We start from the raw sequence: 25,620 nt of genomic DNA on the forward strand, positions 1-25,620 counted from the left end.
ATGATTCTGTTTATTAATTTCCTATAAATGCTATTTGATTTTCTTTGGTTTCTATGGCCAAATAATTGTTCTCAATGATATTTAACATCTTCTCTGTGGCAATAATGGCAGCCGTGGTTTGATCAGGCTCCAATCCTCTGGTTTTAAATTCTCTTTCCAATTTCCAAGTGATGGTAGTCTCTACCAAAGCATCTGTTTTTCCTCCTGGAGGAATAGTTACAGAATAATCCACCAATTGCGGTAATTCTTTGTTCTGACGATTATATATCTTCTTCAAAGCATTCATAAAAGCATCATATTGACCATCTCCACCCGAAACAGCTTCATGATTCTCGCCATGAATACCCACTAAAACAGAGGCCGATGGTGACATTCCTTTAGACAGCGAAATAACATATTTCTTAATCTTTATTTTATCTGAAATACTTTCATTTCGTAGAACATCTGCCACAATATAGGGGAGGTCATCAATGGTCACCGTTTTCTTTAAATCCCCAAGTTCAATAACCTTATCCGTTACCTTTTTTATAGATTCCTTGTCTAAGGTCAAACCTAAGGTTTCAAGGTTTTTAAGGATATTAGATTTACCAGAAGTTTTGCCCAAAGCATAAGTGGTTTGTCTGCCAAATCTTTCAGGCTTTAGTTCGTTTTGATAGAGTTGGGCTTTCTGATCACCATCGGCATGAACGCCGCTACATTGGGTAAAAACAAATTCACCAATCAATGGTTTATTGGCTGGAATCCTAACACCTGAAAAGCTCTCCACTATTTTACTCACCTTTGATAGGTGTTGTTCATTGATGGAGGATTTCAAATGCAGCTGATCTTCAATAACTGCAACTACACTAGATATGGGCGCATTCCCAGCCCTTTCTCCTAATCCATTTACCGTGGTATGAATGCAGTTTATACCTGCTTTTATAGCTTCCATTACATTCCCAATAGCCAAATCATAATCATTATGAGCATGGAAATCAAAATGCAATTCTGGGTAATTCTTAAGCATCAACTGACAATATTCAGCCGTTTCTTGAGGATTCAAAACACCCAAGGTATCGGGTAGCATAAAACGTTCTATCTTTTCATTGCGCAATTCATCCAGTAAATAGAGTACATAGTCCGACGAGCTTCTCATGCCATTGCTCCAATCCTCCAGATAGATATTCACACGAATATTCATTTCTTCGGCTTTTACCAATAAAGCTTTAATATCAGCCACGTGTTCTTCGGGTGTTTTTCTGAGTTGATTTTGAACATGGTTGAGCGATCCTTTGCATAATAAATTCATCACTCGTCCTCCAGCTTTTTGAATCCATTCTAGAGATGCTACTCCGTCCACAAATCCCAAAATCTCAATCTTATCAAGCTCTCCAGCCTCTTTCGCCCATGAAGTAATTTTAGATACCGCTTCGAACTCTCCTTTTGAAACTCTTGCAGAAGCCACTTCTATACGATCTACATTCAGTTCGGAGATTAATAGCTTGGTGATGCTTAGTTTTTCTGAGCAGGTAAAAGATACACCTGTGGTTTGTTCTCCATCACGCAAGGTGGTATCCATTATTTTTATGATTCGGTTTTTCATCTTTGTTCTTTAAGTTTTCAGCACTGTTTGCTCGAAGTCATTCACTTCTGGGAGGATACTTTGTAGGTAATCGAAATCGTCGTATCCATTCAATAGGCATTGTTTTTTATAGGCATTGATTTCGAAACTATAAGATAAAGCTTCTGAAGGGATAGAAAGCTTTTGTTCCTCCAAATCAACTAGAAATTCTAGTTCAGGATTTGCATCAATCAGTTTAAATATTTGTTGTAGTTCTGCCTCTTCTAATTGAATGGGTAATAAACCATTATTCAGGACATTATTTTTAAATATATCAGCAAAATAGCTAGATACCACTACTTTAAATCCGTAATCTGCGATAGTCCAAGCGGCATGTTCTCGACTAGAACCACAACCGAAATTTTGCCCAGCGACTAAAATTTGACCTTGGTATTTGGGATTATTTAATGGAAAGTCTGATTTCTCTTTTCCTGAAGACTCAAATCTCCAATCTTTAAACAAATGATTGCCAAATCCTTTTCTTTCTACGGCTTTTAAAAACCTTGCAGGTATAATTTGGTCGGTATCAATATTTTCAATTGGTAAAGGAACGACTCTACTTTGGAGGGTATTAAATTTTTCTAAGCTCATGATGTTTTCTGATTAATTGAGTAAATCGGTTGGATTAGTAATCACACCCGTAACAGCAGCTGCTGCAGCTACCAATGGACTAGCTAATAAAGTCCTAGAACCCGGACCTTGTCTGCCTTCGAAGTTTCTGTTAGAGGTAGAGACGGCATATTTCCCTGCCGGAATTTTATCGTCATTCATGGCCAAGCATGCGGAACAACCGGGTTGCCTCATCACAAAACCAGCCTCAGCTAATATTTCTACCAAGCCCTCCTCTTGTGCTTGTTTTTCAACTTTCTTAGAACCTGGAACTATCCAAGCAGTGATGTTTTCAGCTTTTTTCTTGCCTTTCACTAATTCCGTAAATTGTCGCAGGTCTTCGATTCTTCCGTTGGTACAACTCCCCACAAAAACATAATCTACTTTTTTTCCTAATAAACTTTCTCCTTCCTCAAACCCCATATATTCTAGAGAATTCTGATAGCTTTTATCTGAACTCAATGGGATACTTTCATGGATAGCCATTCCCATTCCAGGGTTGGTTCCATAGGTAATCATGGGAGCCATTTCTTCCGCTTTATAATGATATTCTTTATCAAAAACAGCGTCCTCATCTGTTTTTAAAGTTTTCCAATAAGCCAACTTGTTGTCCCATTCCTTTCCTTTAGGACTGTGTTTTTTGCCATCCAAATACTTAAAAGTAGTTTCATCAGGAGCCACAAGACCTCCTCTTGCTCCACATTCTATACTCATATTACATAGGCTCATTCTGGCTTCCATGGAAAGGCTATCAATAGTAGAGCCCGCAAACTCAATAAAATATCCGGTTCCTCCACTACTGCTGATTTGTGAAATGATATAAAGAATGACATCTTTGGAAGTCACTCCCTGAGGTAGTTGACCTTCAATATTGATACGCATCTTTTTGGGTTTGCTTTGAAGTACGCATTGGCTTCCGAAAACCATTTCTACCTCACTGGTTCCAATGCCAAAAGCCACAGAGCCAAAAGCACCGTGAGTAGAAGTGTGACTATCCCCACAAACGATAGTAGTACCAGGTAAAGTGAGACCCAGTTCTGGACCTACTACATGAACAATTCCCAATGAATCGTGCTTTAAATTGAATAATTCTATTCCGTGATTGGCACAATTTTTCTCCAACATATCCACTTGATTTTGTGATAAATCATCACTCAAAGGAAGGTGTTGGTTAATGGTAGGGATATTATGATCCATGGTAGCCGTGGTTTGGTCGGGACGAAATACCTTTAATCCTTTTTTTTCCAAATTCCCAAAAGCCACGGGGCTGGTTACCTCATGTATAAAGTGACGATCGATATAAAGTACACTGGGTCCATCTTTAATTTTTTTGACCACATGGGCATCCCATATTTTATCGAATAGCGTTTTTGATTTCATTATAATTATTGTTTTTTATTCTCATTCTTTTTAAAATTCTGTATTAGAACAAGACTTCCTATTTCTAAATATTTGTGGTTCGAAGTCGGGAGCCTGAAGCTAGAAGTGAATCTTCTTCGGGCTTCTATCTTCCAGACATCTTTGATAATTATTACATCAAAATTATTCTGATGATTTAGACCTATCAACCAGCTTTACGTACTCTATTAACTTTCATCTTATTTATTGCATCTAAAAATGCTTCAACCGATGCTGTAACAATATCTGAGTGTACTGCAAATCCATAATATATGTCTCCCTCAAAATCCACTTGCATATGTACCTTTCCTAGATCATCACTACCACCAGACATAGCCTGAATTAAAAACTCATGTAGACTTACCTTTCGCTGTAGGATTTTTTTGATAGCAGATATGGCGGCGTCAACAGGGCCTTTTCCTGAGGAGGTTTCTGATAGTATTTCTCCTGAAATATCAAGTCTCACAGTTGCCATAGGGCTTACTTCTTTGCCACTTAGTACTTGGAGAAAATCGAGTTTAATCCTTTGGTCTTCGAGTTTGTTACCTCCCACCAATTGTAGGATATCATCATCGTTGATGTCTTTTTTGGCATCAGCAAGTACAAGAAACTCTTCATAAACTTTATTAATCTTCTCTTGCTCTAAATGATAGCCCAAAAGCTCTAGCCTGTTTTTTAAAGCAGCCCTTCCGCTTCTAGCTGTCAATAAAATGGATGATTCATTGATACCCACATCCGATGGGTCCATAATTTCATAAGTCTCTCTATTCTTAATCACTCCATCTTGGTGAATTCCACTGGAATGCGCAAAGGCATTTCGACCTACTACTGCTTTATTCGGCTGAATAGGCATATTCATTAAACTAGACACCATTTTACTGGTATGATAAATCTTCTGAGTGTTGATATTCGTGGATACACCTATGTTTTCGTGGCTTTTTAAAATCATGGCGACTTCCTCAAGAGAAGTATTTCCAGCCCTTTCTCCAATGCCATTCATGGTGACTTCTACTTGTCTAGCGCCATTTAAAACTCCCGAAATTGTATTGGCTGTAGCCATTCCTAAATCATTATGACAATGGGTGGAAAGGACCGCCTTATGAACACCATCCACATGTTCCATCAGGTATTTTATTTTTTCACCATACTGATGAGGGAGGCAGTATCCGGTGGTATCAGGAATGTTTACTACTGTTGCTCCTGCTTTTATCACTGCTTCCACTACGCGAGCCAAATAAGCATTATCAGTTCTACCCGCGTCTTCAGCATAAAACTCTACATCTTCTACATAGCGCTTTGCATATTTTACAGCTGCCACCGCACGTTCCACTATGGCATCCTCATTGGAGTTCAGTTTGTGATGTATGTGATACCAAGAAGTTCCAATACCGGTATGAATGCGTTTTCTTTTGGCATATTTGAGGGATTCGGCTGCCACATCAATATCATTTTCCACCGCCCTTGTTAAAGCACATATAGTGGGCCATGTTACGGCCTTAGAGAGTTCAACAATAGAGTTAAAATCTCCTGGACTTGAAACTGGAAATCCAGCTTCGATAATATCTACCCCTAATTCTTCAAGTGCTTTAGCTACTTCAATTTTTTCAACAGTATTCAATTGGCAACCAGGAACTTGTTCACCATCGCGCAAGGTGGTATCGAAAATAAATAGTTTGTCTGACATCTGTTTTGATTTTGTATTTGTATTAACCTTCTTTTGATAGAGGAAAAGAAAACCAAGCTTTCCGGCGAATAGAAAGTTGGCTTTCATTTAGCCTCTGAATACTTAATTATTTTCTGGTCTTAATTTTCTAACTACAGCTCCTGCTCTCCACATTTCACTATTCTTTAGCTCGTCTAACTCTGCGTTGAGTTTTACTCTATAATCTTCTTTGCTATTGGCTTCAATAGTTACAGCTGCTTCATGACCTTTTTCAACTTTAGAATACAAATCTTCGAATACTGGTTTGGTAGCATCTCTAAATGGTTTCCACCAATCGAGGGCTCCTCTTTGTGCAGTGGTGGAGCAATTGGCATACATCCAATCCATTCCATTTTCTGCTACTAAAGGCATTAAGCTCTGGGTGAGTTCTTCCACGGTTTCGTTAAAAGCTTCTGAAGGAGAGTGACCATTTTCGCGTAATACCTCAAACTGGGCAGCAAAAAGTCCTTGAATGGCACCCATTAAAGAACCCCTTTCACCCGTAAGGTCAGAATATACTTCCTTTTTAAAAGTAGTTTCGAAAAGGTAACCTGCTCCAACGCCAATTCCTAGTGCAGAAACTCTTTCTTTAGCTTTTCCGGTAGCATCTTGGTGAATGGCATAACTGGCATTTAATCCTCTATCTTGTAAGAACATCCTTCGTAAACTGGTTCCAGAACCTTTTGGGGCCACAAGGATAACATCTACATCTTTTGGTGGGATAATATTGGTTTGTTCTTTGTAAGTCACAGCAAATCCATGACTAAAATAAAGTGCTTTTCCAGGAGTAAGGTACTGTTTCACGGTTGGCCAAAGTGCTATTTGTCCCGCATCAGAAAGAAGGTATTGAATGATAGTCCCCTTTTCACAAGCCTTTTCTATTTCAAAAAGGTCTACTCCTTCTTTCCATCCATCATCTACAGCTTTGTCCCATGACTTGGAGTTTTTACGTTGACCTACAATTACACGGAAGCCATTGTCTTTTAAGTTGAGTGCTTGGCCTGGGCCTTGAACACCGTAGCCTAAGACTGCTATTGTTTCGTTAGCTAGAGTTTGTCTAGCTTTTTCTAAAGAAAATTCATCTCTTGTTACTAGACTTTCTTCGACCTCTGCAAATTTCATTGTTGCCATTATATTGTATTTTAAATTATTATTATATGTTTACTTATTAAACTCTATATCAAGGTTTTAATCACCTGATCACTTTGGTCTACAGGAACTAATTCTTCATGTAAATCCAGTGTTTTAGTAAAAAGCCTATAGAGAGAAATTTTCTGATTCATGACACTAGAGTTGGCATAAAAGAGTGTTTTGGTAACTCCTATTTGCTTGTCAATCTGTTTGGTGACTTTCTCTACAACGTCCTGAGTAGCCTTTATGACAAAAGTGATTTTACTAAAGCCTTTTTCATCGGCTTCTACCACCGTTAGACTTTCTACATTGATCATTTTTCTGGAGAAAACATTGAGGATTCTATATAAGATTCCAATATGGTCTTCGGCGAATGTGGTAATGATAAAATTCGATTTCATAAAATATGGTTTTAAGATTGTAATATTACTTCGTCAACTGCTGAACCCGAGGTAATCATGGGGAAAACATTGTCTTCCTTCTCCACTACTACTTCGAGTAAATATGGACCATCACAGGCTAACATTTCTGCAATGGCAGCATCTAAATCATCTTGATTTTCTACTTTTTGGCCTGGAATTTCGTAGGCATCGGCTACTTTCACAAAATCAGGGCTATGCATATCTGTAAAAGAATAGCGGCTTTTGAAAAATAGTTCTTGCCATTGGCGAACCATACCTAAAAAGCTATTATTAAGGATGACTATTTTTACAGGAATTTGATATTGTGCTATCGTGCCTAATTCTTGTAAGGTCATTTGGAAGCCACCATCTCCTATCACTGCAATAACAGTTCGTTTTGGAGCTCCCAACTGTGCTCCTAAGGCAGCAGGAAGACTAAATCCCATGGTTCCTAAACCTCCAGAGGTTACATTAGAACGTGATTCCTTAAATTGAAAATATCTAGATGCAATCATCTGATGCTGACCCACATCACTAACCAATATCGCTTCATTATTAGTTTGTTCACTTAGCTTTTTAACCACCAAGCCCATACTTGCTTTTTTGCTTTGTGGATGTAAATCCTTAGAAATCACCTGCTCATATTCTTCATTATATTTATGGATGAATTCTTGAGTCCAATCCTCATGTTGAGCACTATTTACTAGAGGTGATAAAGCTTCCAGTACTTCCTTGGCATCACCTAAAATTGGCACATCCACTTTTACCACTTTATTATGCTCCGCCTTATCTATATCCACATGGATAATTTTGGCTTGCTGGGCATATCTCGATACATCTCCGGTAACTCTATCATCGAACCTTAAACCTATTCCAATTAAAACATCACATTGATTGGTCATTAAATTAGGAGCATAATTTCCATGCATCCCTAACATTCCCATATAATTAGGATGATCAGAAGGTAGGGCCGATAAACCCAAAAGAGTGGATGCCGCTGGAATTCCAGATTTTTCCAAGAATTTTTTCAATTCTTCTTCTGCCTCTGATAATATCACACCTTGGCCAAAAACTACAAATGGCTTTTTTGCTTCATTGATGATTTGTGCCGCTATTTGCAGACTATAAGTATCTAATTCATTATGTGGCTGATAGGTTCTCACGGAGGAGGTCTTTGCATAATCAAAAGCCGCTGAATTGATTTGAGCATCCTTGGTAATAACTACCACAACGGGCCCTGGTCTCCCTGATTTGGCGATATAAAAGGCTTTAGATAATACCTCTGGAATCTCTTCCACTTTTGTAACCTGATAATTCCATTTGGTGCAGGGCACTGTCATACCTATCACATCAGCCTCTTGAAAGGCATCACTGCCCAACAGACTAGAAGGAACTTGCCCAATGATGCAGACCAAAGGTGTAGAATCGATCATGGCATCGGCAATACCGGTAATGAGATTGGTGGCACCTGGTCCTGAGGTTGCTAAACATACACCTACTTTTCCCGATGCTCTGGCATAGCCTTGAGCAGCATGAATCAATCCCTGTTCGTGACGAGTAAGGATGTGTCTGATCTGGTCGGTATAATCGAATAAAGCATCATAAACTGGCATAATAGCCCCGCCTGGGTAACCAAATATGGTATCAACCTTCTCGGCTATTAGCGATTTGATGACCGCTTCTGATCCTGTTAAATTCTTGGTTTTCATGTATAATTGGGTTTTATATTTTTCTGATGGCTCCTTGATCGGCGGAGGAAACATGAGCAGCATAAATCTTTAATGCTTGTGACACTTGTCTCTCTCTATTTTTGGCTTGGAAGGCTTTTTTACCTAGGGCCAATTCTTTATTTCTACGCTCCTCAATTTTTTCTTTACTTAGCTTTAATTCTATCTTTCTGGTGCTGATGTCGATTTCAATCTCATCTCCATTTTGAATCAATGCAATTTCTCCACCGGCAGCGGCTTCGGGAGACACATGGCCTATGGAAAGCCCTGAAGTTCCTCCTGAAAACCGTCCATCGGTGATGAGCGCACAATCTTTATCCAATTTCTTAGCTTTGAGATAGGAGGTTGGATAGAGCATTTCTTGCATGCCTGGTCCTCCCTTTGGGCCTTCGTATCTAATCACGACTACTTCTCCTGGCTTCACTTCATCGGAAAGAATTCCTTTGACAGCCTCCTCTTGACTTTCGTAAACCCTAGCTTTTCCTTTGAATTTCAAGATGCTTTCATCTACACCAGCGGTTTTAATGATACAGCCTTTGGTGGCAATATTTCCAAATAGAACTGCTAAGCCACCATCTTCTGAATAGGCATTCTCAAGAGAACGAATACAGCCCTTTTCGGCATCCAAATCCAATTGACGATAATAGCTGTTTTGAGAGCCCAACACCAAATTCTTAAATCCGCCAGGGGCTGATTTATATAGCGTTTCTGCTTTTTTTGAAAGCTCAGGATTATTCACATCATAATTCTCTAAAAGCTCCGCTAAACTGGGATATAAAACATGGGATACTTGAGTATTCAACATGTTTTGTTTATTTAACTCATTCAAAATCCTCATGACTCCTCCTGCACGATTTACGTCTTCGATATGATAATTTGAGTTGGGAGACACCTTACATAAAACTGGTGTTTTTTTGGATAAGTCATCCACATCTTTCATGGAGAAATTCACTTCAGCCTCATGAGAAATGGCCAATAAATGGAGGATGGTATTGGAAGAGCCTCCCATAGCAATATCCAATGACATGGCATTTAGGAAAGCCTCTCGGCTAGCTATAGACCGGGGTAACACCTTATCGTTTCCATTTTTATAATAATCAAAAGTATTTTTAACGATGGTATAGGCTGCTTCTTCAAAAAGCTTTTTTCTGTTGGCATGAGTAGCAACCACTGTTCCATTTCCGGGAAGGGATAAGCCTAGGGCTTCGGTAAGGCAGTTCATGGAATTGGCCGTGAACATGCCAGAACAAGAGCCACAGGTGGGACAAGCATTTTGTTCTATGGCTAAAGAGGTTTTCTCATCTATGCTTTCGTCCACTGCACTTACCATTGCATCTACCAAATCAATAGCTTTACTATCAACTATTCCAGCTTCCATGGGGCCACCAGAAACAAACACCGTAGGTATATTCAAGCGCATAGCCGCCATTAACATGCCTGGAGTTATTTTATCGCAATTGGAGATACAAATCATGGCATCCACCTGGTGGGCATTGCACATATATTCCACACTATCGGCAATTAAATCGCGAGAAGGAAGTGAATAAAGCATTCCACTGTGTCCCATGGCTATTCCATCATCGATGGCTATGGTATTGAACTCTGGTGCAAAGCAGCCCTGAGCTTCGATAAGCTTTTTTACCTCTTGACCAATTTGATGAAGATGGGCATGACCAGGAACCATTTGTGTGAAGGAGTTCACCACTGCAATGATAGGTTTTCCAAACTGGTTTTCCTTCATTCCATTGGCTCTCCACAGGCTTCTTGCCCCTGCCATGTTTCTTCCTAATGTACTTGCGTTTGATCTTAAACTCATTTTTCTTTCCATAAAAAAAGCCCTTCTCAATTTGAGAAAGGCTTTAGATTTTTACATACACAGTCCCTTCTCACATCCGAAATAGAATGAGAATAATCACGACGATAATAAGAATACTAGTGTATGTTTGTTTCATTGTTTTTGTCTTAAAATAAAAAAAGCCATCCTCTGTTTGAGGATGGCTTCTATTTTTTATCATATACTACACAACCTCAACTGATGTATTGAATCAGAATACTAATAATAATAACGAGGCTAATATGTAATTTCATTGTCAAAATTTTATTTTTTTTTGCTGAGCAAATATTTGAATAATTATTTCTAATAAGCAAACATTTGCCTTCAAATAAGTAAATAAAAACCATATCTACCTATATTACTGTTAATTACAAAATGTTAAATTTTGAATATGCATTCATTTCTTATGAATAAATATTTTTTGCCTTTATAATGTGTGCCAGAAGAATTAGGGAAATAGGATATAGATAGATTTTTACCTTCAAAATAGCACTTTGCTAATCAATAGAATGAAAATGAAGAATAATGAAATGGAAAAGACAAAAACCAAATTTCATCATTTTTGAACCAAGCTCATAGCTAATTTCAAATCTTCTAAGCTGTGAGTAGAGATTTTATATTCATCATCCAAGGATTGGGCTCCCATGGCTACAGATGTCTTTTTATATTCCATTTTGGAATCGGTTTTGATTCTTGCTGACATGTGATAAGCTGGAGCCTGTGTGTTCTTCATAAGCTCCTCTAGGTTGTGGGCTCGAACTCCACTTCCGGGCATGATTTTGATTTTCCCGTCCGACTTTTTTACCAATTCACTAATTAGTGATTCTCCATCTTTTGCTTTTGCTGCTTGTCCACTAGTTAACACATAGTCGATGCCCAATTCTTTAAGCTCCTCTAAAGCTTTTATTGGATCTTTACACATATCGAAAGCTCTATGGAAAGTGACTTTCATGTGACCAGCTAAAGAAATAAATCTTTTGGTCAAGTTCACATCAATATCACCATTGGCCAAAAGAAATCCTATGACCACTCCATGTACTCCCATATTTCGACAAGCTTCCACATCTCTTTCCATAATCTCTATTTCTTCGGGAGAATAGAGGAAGTCTCCGGAACGAGGACGGATTAAGACATGGGTTTGGATGGCTAATTTTTGCATAACTAGTTGGATGAGTCCGAGGGAGGGAGTGAGTCCACCTTCCCCTATCCCTGAACAAAGTTCCACTCTATTTACTCCTGCTTCATATGCTATTTGTGTCGATTGCCAACTGTCGCAGCAAACTTCTATTTCAAAGGGGTACTTCATTCTTATCATTAATTTGTTGCAATATTTTAAGTTCTTGCTTTTGTAATTCTTCAGCATCACCAAACCATTTAGTCATTCTGGCTTTTACTTTTTCGAGGAGCTCAGGCGTCACATATTTCATCAGTTGGGAGAGGCTCACCAATAAAATCCCTAGGTCATCACTGTATCCAACGATAGGTGTAATATCGGGAATACTATCAGCAGGAAAGATAAAATAGGCCAAAGCAGCAGCAATAATACTTTTGCTGGCCACCGGAACCGATTTCTCCTTGAAAAGATAAAACAAAACCATAGCTGGGTATATGACAATTATGCCAGCCGACTTGGCCACTTTTTCAATCTTTTTAAAGAGTTTACTTTCGCTGAAATATTTTTTATCCAATAATTTCATGTGACAAAGATAGTATTTTGCCGATTGAGAAACGATATAAGGATTTTTCGATGGATGTAGAATTAGCAGGACAGATTTAATTTTTAGATGTATTTTAGATATATAGCAGATTATAGACTATTCTAAAATAGATGAATTGGAAGACTTGACTTGCTTATATAATTTGTATTTTTGAGTAGAAATAAAATAATTTTATGAGAGTGTTTTGTCCTTTTTTTATTCTTTTGATGTATTCTTCGTTTGCATTTGCAAATCAGGAGCTTGATAGTTTGATAGGAGTGCTTGAAAAGACTATGGATCAAAGAGCTGAATTCGATGCGCAAAAGGATAATAGGCTTATTGAGTTAAAAAGGCTGTTCAATAAAAAAGGAATAAGCAAGGAACAGCAATTCTTCATTAATAATCAGCTCATTGACAACTATTTAAAATACACTTTAGATTCTGCCATTTCTTATTTGCAATTCAATATTCAATTGGCCCAAGAACTGCAAAACAAGGAATTACTGAATCAAACAAATATTATGATGGCTGATATCATGGCCACAACAGGTAAGTACTTCGATGCTATGGATTTTTTAAGTGAAATTGATAGCAATGCCATTCAAAAAAATCTTAGAATTTCATACTATAAGGCGCTAATAAAGATTTATAATGAAGTAAGTTTTTATTCCCCTTTTACTGATTCCAATCAAAAGTATAGTAATCAAGCTAAAGCCTATACAAATCGACTTCTTCCTTATTTGAATCCTCAATCAGACGATTATTTATCCATTCTCGAAAAGAAATATCGTGATGAGCGAGATTTATCTAAATGTCTTAAAATAAACAATCAACGCCTATCAAAAATGGAGATTGGCAGTAGTGAATTCTCATTGATTACTTATGAGCGCTCCCTTCTTTATCAATTGGAAAAGAATGAAGAAGAAAGAATGAAATATTTATGTTTATCCGCGATTTCAGATATTAGGGCTTCTATTAAAGATAATGCTTCTTTAACTGAACTTGCATTGGTTTTATATAAAAAAGGAGATATTGACAAAGCTAATCTATTTATCAAGTTTTCCTTTGAAGATGCTGCTTTCTTTAATTCAGAATTAAGATTCAAGAATATATCTGAAGTACTTCCCATCATAAACGATGCTTATCAGATGAAAATAGAGGGGCAGCAAAGCAAGCTTAGAATTTTATTGATGATCAGCAGTGGGCTATTGGTATTATTATTAATTGCTTTTTATTTTATTGTGAAACAAACAGTTAATGATAAAGTAAAAAAGAAAGAGCTATCCATTATCAACAAGCAATTAAATGTTCTCAATCAGAATTTGGCTGATGCCAATAAAAAGCTGAATAATACTAATAGTGAATTATCTGAATCTAATCATCTTAAGGAGCATTATATTGGAAACTTCTTGAGTATTTGTTCAGATTATATATACAAATTAGACCAGTTGAACAAAAGAGTAAATAAACAATTAGCCAACCGAAAAATAGAGGAATTATTTGCCGAAACGAAATCTAAAAAGCTAATTGATGCAGAGGTTAAGGAGTTTTATATAAACTTCGATAAGGCATTCCTTCATATCTTCCCCAACTTCTTAGTTGATTTTAATAAGCTGTTAATAGATGAAGAACAAATTCAGATTAAATCGGAGGAGCGATTAAATACAGAATTGAGAATTTTCGCACTTATTCGCTTGGGAATTAAGGACAGTTCTAAAATTGCTAAACTATTGCGCTATTCAGTAAATACCATTTATAATTATCGTGTTAAGATTAAAAATAATGGAAAAGGAGAACGTGAAAATTTTGAAAATGAAGTGATGAAAATCGATGCCGTGAAGAACTAGACTAGTCAAAAATATATCATCTCATCTCCAATAAAAATATTCAGATTTTATCTTTTTTTGGCTTCTTTTTACTTCAGATCATCCACTTTTTTTAAATGCAAGTGTTTTTCCTAAGTCCTGTATAATAGTATTATAGCATTTTTTTAATTTAAACCAATCCACTTTTTCACTACCTTGATTAGGACTCCTCTTTAATTTCGATTCTATTTGCAATAACAATTCATCTTTTCAAAATCAAATGGATTAATATATGCTAACAGCTATGTTGTCAATATTTTACTGTAATATTTGATTGGGAAAACTAAATTAAGAGTTTATGAGAAATATTTTTTTATTATTCCTTAGCATCTTTTTCGCTTCTTGCTCTCAGAATCAGGAAAAAAACTCCATTAAAAGTGTAAATAACAATATCATCAAAATGGATACCCCTTCAGCTATAAAAGTTTATACTACCGCAGAGGGAACAGATTTAAAATTATCATTCACCAATGAATTAGGGTTTACGCCATCAAAACAACCTTTAGAAACAGATATAGCTGTTTTCGTCAACCCAGAAAAGCAGTTTCAAGAGTTTATTGGCATTGGAGGAGCCATAACAGATGCCTCTTCAGAAGTATTTGCCAAATTAAGTAAAGACAAGCAAGAGGAGTTTATAAAAGCCTATTATGGTTCCGAAGGTATTGATTATAGCTTATTACGCACTACCATTCACAGTTGCGATTTTAGCTCTGAGAGCTATACCTATATAGAAGAGGGCGATAAAGAATTGAGCACTTTCAATATAGATCGTGATAAAAAACTCCGTATTCCTATGATTAAACGTGCTATGGCCGCTGCCTCAGATTCCTTGCTATTTTATGTGAGTCCTTGGAGTCCTCCAGCATTTATGAAAGGTAAAAAAGATATGCTAAAAGGAGGAAGTCTACTTCCTGAATATTTTGATTCATGGGCTTTATATTATGCCAAATTTATCAAAGCTTACGAAGCAGAAGGAATGCCTGTATGGGGGTTAACCATTCAAAACGAGCCCATGGCAGTTCAAACCTGGGAATCCTGTGTGTATACAGCAGAACAAGAGCGAGATTTCCTAAAAAACCATTTAGGTCCTATTCTGGAAAAAGAAGGTTTGGGAGATAAAAATATTGTAGTTTGGGATCACAACCGTGATTTAATTTCACATAGAGCCAATACGATTTTTGGAGACACTGAAGCTGCTAAGTATGCCTGGGGAATAGGATTCCATTGGTACGAACCTTGGGCTGGTGGAGAACCCATGTGGGATAATCTTAAGAATGTAAAAGAATCTTTCCCCGATAAGGAACTGTTGTTTACCGAAGGTTGTGTGGAGAAATTCCTCGAAACAGATTATCAACGTTGGTCTAATGCTGAGCGTTATGGAAAATCTATGATCAACGATTTTAATAGCGGAACCGTAGGATGGACAGATTGGAATATTCTATTGGACCATACTGGAGGTCCTAATCACGTTGGGAATTATTGTTTCGCGCCTATTCATGCCGATACTAGAACCAATGAACTCATATACACTCCGTCCTATTTTTATATAGGCCACTTTTCTAAATTTATCCATCCAAAGGCAAGACGAGTAAGTACTACTTGTAGCCGAAGTCATTTAATGAGTACTACTTTTATAAATGAAGATGGAACAATAGCGACTATTGTAATGAATGAAACAGAAGAGAAAATCAAATATAAAATCATAGTGGCTCAGAAAGAAACCGAATTGGTCATTCCTCCTCATGCCATACAAACTTTGGTTTATTAATTGGTGAATTCAAGGTTGTTATAGATTCCTTTCTATAGGGTTTATTGGCCTAAACCTTAAATACTTGGCATATTCTATATCCACTTTGTAAACCTCGTTTTTGACATTAATAAATTTTTAATTTGATACCCACAGATAGTCAGCTTATTGGATACTATTAGATATCAAAAAACATTGAAAACAAAGGCTTGAAGATAATATAGCGCATTAAGATGATACAGTGTTTATGCGCCTTAAATTGCTTGAAATTATGACAAAAGTTTGGAACGAGAGAAGTATATGGACTGAAGACCAAGTTGTTCGTGTAAAGCCAAATCAAACCCAAGATGGTGTTGTTTTGCAAATAAACGAAGAAGCAGATAAGAATTTTGAATGTAGATTATATCTCACCTACGAAGAAGCAAAATTACTTGCAAAACAAATAAACGATTTTGTTAGTGATAATTCTGAAGAATAGTTGTATTAGAGAATTTCGCTTGATTAGATGGCAGGGCAAACGCATACTTTTATTTTTCTTATTTTTTTACTAAAGCTAGCGCGGATTTGGTGAGGTTAAAACACACTCTATGATGCTAATATTTTCGCACGGAAAACATACTGATGTTACAATCAGTAGAACTTTCCGCGCTAGCCTTTTGTCTAAGATCGCTCTGTTTTCTTGTATCTGTAGCTTTATTAACAAGTGTGAGTTTGACCTGGTTTAGATGGCCATAATAAAGATTATTAGTTAATTAATTCCTATTGTGGAAATTTTTCGACAATTTTGCTTCACTATTGAAGGTTTTAGCAAGAACTGATTCAATTACTCAATAATTACTAAAAAACTAAACAGATGAGACCCATTAAACTTCTAATAATCCTAGCTATTTTTACCTTTTCTTTCAACTCCTTAAAGAGTCAAGAACTTAATATTATCAATATCAGTAATCGAACTGCAATGTCTTTAAACGGCAGTTGGAAATACGTTGTAGATCCTTATGAAACTGGATATTATGATTACCGTCGAGAGGCTAGAGATGAACGAGAAAATCCTAGTAAATCTGAAGCCTTATTTCTTGGGTATAAAGCCCAAGAACCTTCAGAAAGAGTAGAATATGATTTTGATAAATCAGAGAATATTATGGTGCCCGGCGATTGGAATTCACAAATAGAAAAATTGTTCTATTATGAAGGTTCAGTTTGGTATTATAAGAAGTTTGATTATGATTTTGGAGCCGAAGGAAACAGACAGTTTATTCACTTTGGAGCAGCAAACTATGAAGCTGATGTATATGTTAATGGTACAAAACTGGGTAAGCATATTGGTGGTTTTACAGCCTTCAATTATGAAATTACCTCTCTTCTTAAAGAAAAAGGCAATTTCGTTATTGTTAAAGTAGACAATACGCGTGGATTTGAAAAAGTTCCGACTATTAATACCGACTGGTGGAATTATGGTGGACTTACTCGTGATGTAAAAATCGTTGAGGTTCCAGCTACATTTGTTCAGGATTATTATATTCAGTTGGCAAAAAACGATCCCAATACTATTGAGGTTTCATTAGAACTAAATGGCCCTGATAAAGCTGATCAATCAATTACTATTGAGATTGCTGAAGCAGGGATAAAAGCCAGTTTCAAAACCGATAAAAATGGTAAAACAATAGGTGAAATTTCAGCAAAGAAATTACAGCTTTGGTCGCCTGAGAATCCCCATTTATATGAGGTGAAAATTTCACTACAGAACCATGAAATCGCAGATAAAATTGGCTTTAGAACATTGGATACAGAAGGTTCAGACATTTTGGTAAATGGGAAATCAGTTTTTTTACGTGGAATTTCTATTCATGAGGAAAATGGTATTAAAGGAGGAAGAGCACATTCTATAGAAGACGCCAAACTATTATTAGGTTGGGCTAAGGAATTAGGCTGCAATTTTGTGCGATTGGCCCATTATCCTCATAACGAAAACATGATAAGAGTAGCCGAAGAAATGGGTTTGATGGTATGGTCGGAAGTTCCTGTTTATTGGACTATTCAATGGAAAAATGAGGAGACTTACCAAAATGCTGAAAAGCAGCTTACTGATATGATATTTCGCGATAAAAACCGCGCTTCAATTATTATTTGGTCCATGGCCAATGAAACGCCTGTTTCTGCTGAAAGAACTGAATTTCTAACAAGTATGATCAATACCACTCGTTCTATAGATTCTATCCGCTTGATTAGCGCTGCCCTAGAACGACATACTCAAGAAGGAACTAAGAACACTCAGATTATTGCCGACCCTCTTCAGGAATTGGTGGATGTGATTAACTTTAATGAATATATTGGCTGGTATGCTGGACTTCCAGAGGCCTGCAATGATGCGGTATTTGATATTCAATTCAATAAACCTGTATTCATTTCTGAATTTGGAGGAGGAGCTTTATATGGTTATCATGGCGATAAAGCTACCCGTTGGACGGAAGAGTTCCAAGAAGATTTATACCTACAAACTACTCTAATGCTAGAGAAGATTCCTCAATTACGTGGAATGACTCCTTGGATATTATCCGATTTCCGCTCGCCTCGTAGACTCCTACCTGAGATTCAAGATGGTTGGAATAGAAAAGGTGTTTTATCGGAAAAAGGAGATAAAAAGAAAGCCTTTTATGTGCTTCAGAAATATTATGATTCTAAGAAACTGGAATATCTAAAAAAGTAAGAGGAGCATCGCTCATTTTATGATGTAATTCTGACAAATAATTGGTGCATCTTAAAAGCACTTGTTAAAACTTTCTTTCTTATACATACAAACCAATGTGTGACAATTTCTTATCGCTCTGATTAAAAGAGGCTCAGAGATTAAGTATTTGCTTATTCCTGTTTTTTTTCGTAAATTTAGATACCTAAAATTTGCGGCTATGATAGTACAATCAGTAAATACTTATAGGAATGATTATTTAGAGCAGCTACTTTCTGGTAACAGAAATGAGTGTTCTAGAATTGCCAAGCAATATATTTCCGAAAATCCTTCCATTAAAGACTTATATGAGGATGTCTTTAGAGGAGCATTATACCAGGTGGGTGTTTTATGGGAAACCAATAAAATATCTGTAGCTAAAGAACACCTGGCAACCGCTATTACCGAAGGTATACTAAACGAATTATATGGAAATCTAGAAGTACTAGAGAAGCAGAACAAAAAGGTCATTCTTACTTGTGTAGAAAATGAATTGCATCAGGTGGGGATAAAAATGGTTGCTGATATTTTTGAAATAAATGGCTGGGATACTTACTTTTTAGGAACGGGGATTCCTGTAACAGAATTAGTGAAGTATATCAAAGAAGAAAACCCAAGAGTATTGGCTATTTCTATGAGTATATTTTTCAATTATCAAACCTTGGTTCGTATGATAGATGTGCTGAAACAAGAATTCCCCGATTTAAGCATTATCCTTGGTGGTCAAGCTTTCTTACACAAAAAAGAAGGGGATTTTAAGAAAATTGAGGACATTAAATATGTCTCGGACCTCTATGAACTAGACCATTATTTAAAAACAATTTAAACCTATAGTGATGACAAAATCAGAATTATTAATATCTGCTCAAAAACTTGAACAGGTAAGTCAAGAAATGGCTGATGAATATTCTTCCAAAAGAGATTTATTGGTGAATTTAATGAATACAAAAATGCTAGAACGCCAAGATATAAAGGAAATGGTGGGAGAGGATAATGTAAATATGATGAAAGATAATCATGCAAATCACGCCCGATTTCTAGAGTCGATTTTTCTCAACCATAATCCTGAAGTATTACTGGATACCGTATTATGGGTTTTTAGGGCATATCGCTCCAGAAATTTCAGTTCTACCTATTGGTCGGCGCAATTGAATTCCTGGCTCGAAATTTATAAAGAGAATTTATCTGATGCTTGTTATCAGGCCGTTTATCCTTACTATAATTGGATGCAAATTAATATTCCTTCGTTTAATGCACTAGCAGAACAAGATTTTGATGCTCCACTTTCTTCTCATTAATGGATTTCAGGCCTCTATTTTTAGCATTCAATTTGACTTTTAACCTCCTCAGAAAATGAACCTATTATTAGAACAGTGGGAAGACCTTATCATTGAAATGAGTAAGAACTCAAATTCAATAGCCTATGGTATTGCAAATTTAAAAGGTGATTTTTTATATGCCAATGAAACCTTTTGCCACTATTTGGGGACTACAAAGGAAAAATTAGAACCCAAAAATCATCTTGTAAACCCTAGTATCGATAAGATATTATCTTTTAAAAGTGACTCTGAACAAGTTTTTGAGGGGATATTAACCATCGGAAACTTTATTGACACCAACTATGTATTGAACTCAAAAATCTTTAGACGTAATGATAGCTTTCTCATTTTTGCGGAAGCAGATATTATTCAATTATTCGAAGATAATAGTAAGATGAGTGCTTTAAATCAGGAGGTAAACAACTTACAACGTCAATTAATAAAAGAAAAGAGGGTGCTTCAACAAACGCTCGACCAACTCAAAGAAACACAACAAATGCTGATTCATTCTGAAAAGATGAATGCCTTGGGACAGATGATTGCTGGGGTTGCACATGAGATAAACAACCCCATAGCATTTGTTACTAATAACCTTTTTGAGCTTGATAAATATTCCAAAGAAATCATAGAGGCTTATGAACAATTAGAGTCAGAAGTTTGCAATAAAGCCTCCTCCGAGTTAAAATCCATTGTTCAGAAGTTGCGGGTAGAAAGAGACATGGATTACCTGACTGAGGATATCGGAGAAATGATTAGTGAATCCAAATCTGGTGTGAATAGAGTAAAGCAAATAGTGGAAGATTTAAGAAGATTTTCAAGATTAGATGAAGCCGATCGTAAGCAAATAGATTTGGTGAAAAATATTCGCTCTACCCTAAGTATCATAAATGCCGAGCTATCGAAAAAGAATATTCAATTTCATTTCGACCAGGAGGAGGGTATTCTTATAGATTGTTTTCCAGGACAGTTAAATCAAGCAGTTTTAAATATTTTAGTCAATGCCATTCAAGCAGTTGAGGAGGGTGGTGAAATTTCCTTAAGAATTGAAGAAGTGCAGGAAGCTATTTTAATTATTGTTGAAGATAATGGCCGCGGGATTAAAGAAGATGATATCCCGAAAATATTTGACCCCTTTTTTACTACAAAACCCATAGGAACGGGCACTGGACTAGGATTAAGCATTACTTATAAGATAATAAATGATTTACATAAAGGAAAAATTATTGTTGAATCTGTTTTAGATAAAGGAACAATTATTAAATTTAGCATTCCAAAGGTGATTAATATATGATGATGGACAACCAACAAAATTATGAACATAACCTTCTTGTTATTGATGATGAAGTGGAAATAACCAAATCACTTTTCAGACAATTTAGAAGACAATATAAGGTATTTATTGCCAATAGTGCCGAAGAGGCCTTACCTATTTTGGAAAAAGAGGATATTCAAGTTGTGCTATCAGATCAGCGTATGCCCGGCATGAGTGGTATCACATTTTTTAGTGCCATTAAAGATAAATATCCTAATGCTTTGAAGCTCATTTTAACGGGATATTCGGATATAGAAGTGGTTATTGAAGCCATTAATGAGGGGCAGGTTTTTCGTTACTTAACAAAGCCTTGGAATCCGGTGGAATTGAACTTAGCCATAGAACAAGCTTTTGAAAGACATGAGTTAATTAGCAATAACAAAGTACTCTTACAGAAACTAAAAGAAGCCAATTCCACCTTGGAAAAAAAGGTTCTGGAAAGAACTTTAGACTTAGAAAAAGCAAATGAAGACCTTACCAAACTAAATATTGAAAAAAACAAGTATGTGGGAATAGTGGCCCATGATTTAAGAAATCCAATTGGTAATGCCCTATCATTTGCCAAGTTACTTATTTCTGATTATACCGATTTTTCACAATCTCAACACTCAAATATTTAAAAGTCATTAATGAAAGATGTTATTATGCTTTAAATCTCATCGAAAGCTTTTTAGATATCACGAAAATAGAATCAGGAATATTAGATTTAAATATTGAGCAGCTCGAATACTGCGATTTTGTAAAATCATGTATAAAACAAAATGAATTGTTCGCTCATAAAAAAGCCCAAGGAATTATATTTAATTGTGAAAGCCCTCAAACTCTGATTTCAATTGATAAAAACAAAATAGAGCAAGTCCTAAACAATCTAATTGGCAATGCCATAAAGTATTCCTATTCAGCTAAAAGAATTTGGGTGAAGGTTCAAATTCAAGACAATTCCATCCTAACGCATGTTATTGATGAGGGGCAAGGTATTCCAGAGAATGAACTCCCTAATGTTTTTAAAGCATATAAAACCACCTCTTCAAAACCCACCGACGATGAGAAATCTACAGGTCTGGGACTTGCTATTGTAAAAAAAATTGTAGAAGCACACCAAGGCAGTATTTCAGTAAAAAGCACAGCAGGAATTGGTTCGGAATTCACATTTACATTACCCATAAAATTGTGAATTTCGATCAAAATAAAATATTTATAAAGATTTGGCTTAAAACCCAAGGTTGAAACCTAAGCTTATACCATGTGTACCTCAAAATGCTCCTTAATGTATTTTGCTAGTTACATGGGTTAGTGTCGATACATGATCAAGCTACACTTTTATCAAAACTAATTTAAGGTATATTTAGATTTGTCATTGGTATTATTTCTACTTTGTAGTCAATCAGGAACACTACACCTAAAATGGTCTTAAACTCATTAGACCTAAAGTTCTCAGAAGATTGATTTGGAGGTTAGTAATATAAAATACTTTGGTCAATTATTAACAATAACTAAAGAATCTAGCTCCTCCAGCATTCTTGTTATTGTTTATCTTTGAATAAAATAATTAAATCACTTTAAATCGATACTATAAAAAAGATATGACCATAGCCGTTTTGCCTTTTGCAAATATGAGTAGTAGCAAGGAAAATGAGTATTTTAGTGATGGAATTACTGAGGAAATAATTAATGCTTTGGCAAAAATTCCAAATCTAAAAGTGACTTCTCGCACCTCTTCTTTCTTCTTTAAAAACAAAAGCATCAATATAAAAGACATCGCTAAGACTCTTGGTGTATCTACTATTTTAGAAGGAAGTATTCGCCTGTCAAATGATACGGTAAGAATAACGGCTCAGCTGATACAAGCCGAGGAGGATTTTCATTTTTGGTCGGAAACCTGGGATAGAAAACTGGATAATATATTCGAAATACAAGATGAAATTAGCTTAATTATAGCTGATAAATTAAGAGAGGAGTTTGGCCATCTAGAAATACAGGAACACTTGGTCGACAAGCAAACGGAGAATATTAAAACCTATGAGTATTCCTTAAAGGCAAATTATTTAAGGAATAAATGGAATCCAGAAGATGTAAAAAAGGCTATTTTACTATACAAAAAAGCTCTGGAACTAGATCCTAAGCATTCCGAATCGCATCTTGGGCTTGCCGATTGCTATAGCTTTTTAGGAACAACAGGGTTTCTGCCTTTTCCTGAAGCTTGGGAAAAAACCCATCAATATACTCAACAAGCTTTAAATCTTAATCCAAACCTGTCAGGAGTTCATTATCAGCTTGCCAATCAAGCATTCTTTATTGATTGTGATTATAATAAATCGCTGCAGGAAATGAGCAAAGCAATAGAGATAAATCCCAATAGTGCCGAGGCTCAACAATTCATGTCCTTTCTTTATATTATTGCTGAAGAAAGAACAAAATCAAAAAAGCATTTAGATATTGCTAAAGCTCTCAATCCCTTATCGGAAGAAACTCAATTCTTCAATGCCTATTATCATTATATGATTGGGGACTTTGAAAAAGCGGCAGTTCTTCTTGACAAATGTATTAAAGCCAATGACAAGAATATTCCAGCCTATTCAGTAAAAGCACTCTGCTTACTCAAATTAGGTCTTTATGATGAAGTCATTAACTATTATGACCAAGTTCCTTCAGAAGTGATTGTTCTTGGTGAAAAAACTGGGGCCATAGCCCTTGCTTATGCTTTAAAAAAGGAGGAGGGAAAAACTCAAGAATATCAACATCTATTGGAGGAACAAGCTAAAGGAATCAATGGTTTTACTGCCGATTCTTTCCTCTTTATGTTATATGTGGTTTTAGGCAATCTCAATAAAGCATTTGATTGGATAGATGATGCCATCAAGAACAAATCATCATTGCTCTTGCTCCGTTTTGCAGATCCATTATTGGTAGCTCATAAAGATGATCCTCGGTATTTAGCTTATAAAAATATCATTTTCAAAGTTGAAAACAGCCCGAGAGCTGGTTCAGCAAAAAGGGCTTTATTAGACCCAGATACATCTGAACGATATCGAGAATTAGTGAATGATTATATAAAAGAGCATCAACCCTATTTAGACTCCTCTCTTTCGCTTCGTTCATTTGCTAAACAGATTAAAATCCATCCCAATCAGCTCTCTTGGTTACTCAACGAAAACTTTGGGAAAAATTTCAATGAGTATATCAATCACTATCGAATAGAGACTTTTAAGTCTTTGGCTAAGAATCCTCAAAATTCCAATATCACCATTATGGGATTGGCTTATGATAGCGGATTTAATTCAAAAACTGTTTTTAATACCTATTTTAAGAAGGAGACTGGTTTAACGCCCAAGCAATTTATCAATCAATAGAATATTGACAATATCATTTTGAGGACTAAACTCCTGAAAATAGGAAGGTTAAAAGACTCATTCCACTTCAATATATGAACAAGTACCGTATCATATATGAATAAGTTCGGAATTATAATCTAGAACAATCAACTAAGATGCTTACTCTATTTTTGCCAACAGAAAACAATAAATAATGAAGATTATGAAAGCAATAGAATATAATAAATATGGAGCTCCTGAAGTTCTTCAAATGATAGAAGTAGAAAAACCAAGTCCCAAGGCAAATGAGGTTTTAGTAAAGATTCACGCTACTACTGTAACAGCAACAGAATGCAATTTCAGGACAGGGAAACCCTATATGACCAGATTATTTACTGGTTTTTCAAAACCTAAACTAAAACGATTGGGAGAAGAATTATCTGGTGAAATTATAGAAATAGGAAATGCGGTGAGTCAATTTAAGGTTGGTGATTTGGTATTTGGTACCGCTGGTCCAGAGTTCGGAGCCAATGCCGAATACCTATGCATTCTGGAGGATGGTGTATTGGTGAAAAAGCCCGAGAATTTAAATTTTGAGGAGGCTGCAGCTAGTGTTGATGGCTTTTTAACGGCTCTTCCCTTTCTAAGAGACACCGGAAAAATTAAAAAAGGACAAAGCGTACTTATCAATGGTGCTTCAGGAAGTGTAGGTGCAGCAGCCATACAAGTGGCCAAGTACTATGGTGCAATAGTAACTGGAGTTTGCAGCACTTCTAACCTCGACTTAGTAAAGTCAATTGGAGCTGATGAGGTGATCGATTACACCAAAGTAAATTTCACTAAAAGTGGAAAGAAATACAATATCATCTTCGATGCTGTCGGGAAATTGAGTTTCTCTGATGCTAAAAAAGCCCTCACAAACGAAGGAGTTTTTCTAGAAGCAGGCATTGGACTAGGAATTATACCAAATGTTATTTACTCCTCCATCTTTGGTAAAAAGAAAGCCAAAATTGCTGCAACTGGTTTAAGAAAATCACAAGAAAGACTAAAAGACCTTGAATTACTCAAAGGCTTAATGGAAGAGGAAATCATTATCCCTGTGGTTGATAGAACTTATCCATTAGAAGAAATCTCAAAAGCACATTCTTATGTGGATCTTGGTCATAAAAAGGGGAATGTGGTGATTCGTGTGATTGAGTAATGATTTTGTTCATTCTTTTTTCATAAGAATCATAAGCTCGA

At 36.1% G+C, this 25,620-nt stretch carries 21 protein-coding genes; 11 read left to right on the forward strand and 10 right to left on the reverse strand.

What is annotated here, in order from left to right; genetic code table 11:
- Positions 1-13 precede the first annotated feature (13 nt).
- The 10 genes from HNS40_RS09820 to HNS40_RS09865 form a co-directional block, all read right to left on the reverse strand.
- Positions 14-1,582 (reverse strand): alpha-isopropylmalate synthase regulatory domain-containing protein, encoded by a 1,569-nt coding sequence (locus tag HNS40_RS09820; protein ID WP_172280241.1) that lies wholly within the window; start codon positions 1,580-1,582, stop codon positions 14-16.
- Between the two features lie 9 nt (positions 1,583-1,591).
- On the reverse strand, positions 1,592-2,191 hold the full coding sequence (gene leuD / locus HNS40_RS09825; protein WP_172280243.1) for a 3-isopropylmalate dehydratase small subunit: 600 nt from the start codon (positions 2,189-2,191) through the stop codon (positions 1,592-1,594).
- Positions 2,192-2,203: 12 nt separating this feature from the next.
- On the reverse strand, positions 2,204-3,589 hold the full coding sequence (leuC, locus tag HNS40_RS09830) for a 3-isopropylmalate dehydratase large subunit (RefSeq protein ID WP_172280245.1): 1,386 nt from the start codon (positions 3,587-3,589) through the stop codon (positions 2,204-2,206).
- Positions 3,590-3,773: 184 nt separating this feature from the next.
- Entirely contained in the window at positions 3,774-5,291 is a 1,518-nt protein-coding gene (locus HNS40_RS09835) for a 2-isopropylmalate synthase (protein ID WP_172280247.1), read from the reverse strand.
- 102 nt (positions 5,292-5,393) lie between these two features.
- Positions 5,394-6,440, reverse strand: a complete 1,047-nt coding sequence (gene ilvC, locus HNS40_RS09840) for a ketol-acid reductoisomerase (RefSeq protein WP_172280249.1) — start codon at positions 6,438-6,440, stop codon at positions 5,394-5,396.
- 44 nt (positions 6,441-6,484) lie between these two features.
- Positions 6,485-6,841: an acetolactate synthase small subunit gene (gene ilvN / locus HNS40_RS09845; protein WP_172280251.1), complete on the reverse strand. Its 357-nt coding sequence runs from the start codon at positions 6,839-6,841 to the stop codon at positions 6,485-6,487.
- 11 nt (positions 6,842-6,852) lie between these two features.
- Positions 6,853-8,550, reverse strand: a complete 1,698-nt coding sequence (gene ilvB / locus HNS40_RS09850; RefSeq protein ID WP_172280254.1) for a biosynthetic-type acetolactate synthase large subunit — start codon at positions 8,548-8,550, stop codon at positions 6,853-6,855.
- A gap of 13 nt (positions 8,551-8,563) precedes the next feature.
- A complete protein-coding gene (gene ilvD / locus HNS40_RS09855; RefSeq protein ID WP_172280256.1) occupies positions 8,564-10,384 on the reverse strand; it encodes a dihydroxy-acid dehydratase in 1,821 nt (606 codons plus the stop codon).
- Positions 10,385-10,958: 574 nt separating this feature from the next.
- Complete coding sequence (locus tag HNS40_RS09860; protein WP_253916309.1) at positions 10,959-11,708, reverse strand: copper homeostasis protein CutC; 750 nt, start codon at positions 11,706-11,708, stop codon at positions 10,959-10,961.
- Complete coding sequence (locus HNS40_RS09865; RefSeq protein WP_172280260.1) at positions 11,692-12,099, reverse strand: YkvA family protein; 408 nt, start codon at positions 12,097-12,099, stop codon at positions 11,692-11,694. Before HNS40_RS09865 ends, HNS40_RS09860 begins: the two co-directional genes overlap by 17 nt.
- A 194-nt stretch (positions 12,100-12,293) precedes the next feature.
- Between HNS40_RS09865 and HNS40_RS09870 the strand changes: the two genes are divergently transcribed.
- The 11 genes from HNS40_RS09870 to HNS40_RS09920 all read left to right on the forward strand — a co-directional run bounded on the left by HNS40_RS09870 (position 12,294) and on the right by HNS40_RS09920 (position 25,579).
- On the forward strand, positions 12,294-13,946 hold the full coding sequence (locus HNS40_RS09870; protein WP_172280262.1) for a DUF6377 domain-containing protein: 1,653 nt from the start codon (positions 12,294-12,296) through the stop codon (positions 13,944-13,946).
- Positions 13,947-14,262: 316 nt separating this feature from the next.
- Positions 14,263-15,732, forward strand: a complete 1,470-nt coding sequence (locus HNS40_RS09875) for a glycoside hydrolase family 30 protein (protein WP_172280264.1) — start codon at positions 14,263-14,265, stop codon at positions 15,730-15,732.
- A gap of 250 nt (positions 15,733-15,982) precedes the next feature.
- A complete protein-coding gene (locus HNS40_RS09880; RefSeq protein WP_172280267.1) occupies positions 15,983-16,189 on the forward strand; it encodes a hypothetical protein in 207 nt (68 codons plus the stop codon).
- A 375-nt stretch (positions 16,190-16,564) separates the two neighbouring features.
- On the forward strand, positions 16,565-18,418 hold the full coding sequence (locus HNS40_RS09885; protein ID WP_172280269.1) for a glycoside hydrolase family 2 protein: 1,854 nt from the start codon (positions 16,565-16,567) through the stop codon (positions 18,416-18,418).
- Between the two features lie 199 nt (positions 18,419-18,617).
- Positions 18,618-19,262: a B12-binding domain-containing protein gene (locus HNS40_RS09890; RefSeq protein ID WP_172280271.1), complete on the forward strand. Its 645-nt coding sequence runs from the start codon at positions 18,618-18,620 to the stop codon at positions 19,260-19,262.
- Between the two features lie 10 nt (positions 19,263-19,272).
- A complete protein-coding gene (locus HNS40_RS09895; RefSeq protein ID WP_172280273.1) occupies positions 19,273-19,734 on the forward strand; it encodes a hypothetical protein in 462 nt (153 codons plus the stop codon).
- A 55-nt stretch (positions 19,735-19,789) separates the two neighbouring features.
- Positions 19,790-21,046 (forward strand): sensor histidine kinase, encoded by a 1,257-nt coding sequence (locus HNS40_RS09900; RefSeq protein WP_172280275.1) that lies wholly within the window; start codon positions 19,790-19,792, stop codon positions 21,044-21,046.
- Between the two features lie 2 nt (positions 21,047-21,048).
- Positions 21,049-21,687: a response regulator gene (locus HNS40_RS09905; RefSeq protein WP_172280277.1), complete on the forward strand. Its 639-nt coding sequence runs from the start codon at positions 21,049-21,051 to the stop codon at positions 21,685-21,687.
- 146 nt (positions 21,688-21,833) lie between these two features.
- Positions 21,834-22,241 carry a cell wall metabolism sensor histidine kinase WalK gene (locus HNS40_RS09910; RefSeq protein WP_172280279.1) on the forward strand — a complete coding sequence of 136 codons (408 nt, stop codon included), beginning with the start codon at positions 21,834-21,836 and terminating at the stop codon, positions 22,239-22,241.
- 409 nt (positions 22,242-22,650) lie between these two features.
- Complete coding sequence (locus HNS40_RS09915; RefSeq protein ID WP_172280282.1) at positions 22,651-24,417, forward strand: tetratricopeptide repeat protein; 1,767 nt, start codon at positions 22,651-22,653, stop codon at positions 24,415-24,417.
- Between the two features lie 184 nt (positions 24,418-24,601).
- Complete coding sequence (locus HNS40_RS09920) at positions 24,602-25,579, forward strand: NAD(P)-dependent alcohol dehydrogenase (RefSeq protein WP_172280284.1); 978 nt, start codon at positions 24,602-24,604, stop codon at positions 25,577-25,579.
- Positions 25,580-25,620 lie beyond the last annotated feature (41 nt).

It is taken from the genome of Lentimicrobium sp. S6 (genome assembly GCF_013166635.1).
In the GTDB taxonomy this organism is placed as follows: Bacteria; Bacteroidota; Bacteroidia; order Bacteroidales; family UBA12170; genus UBA12170.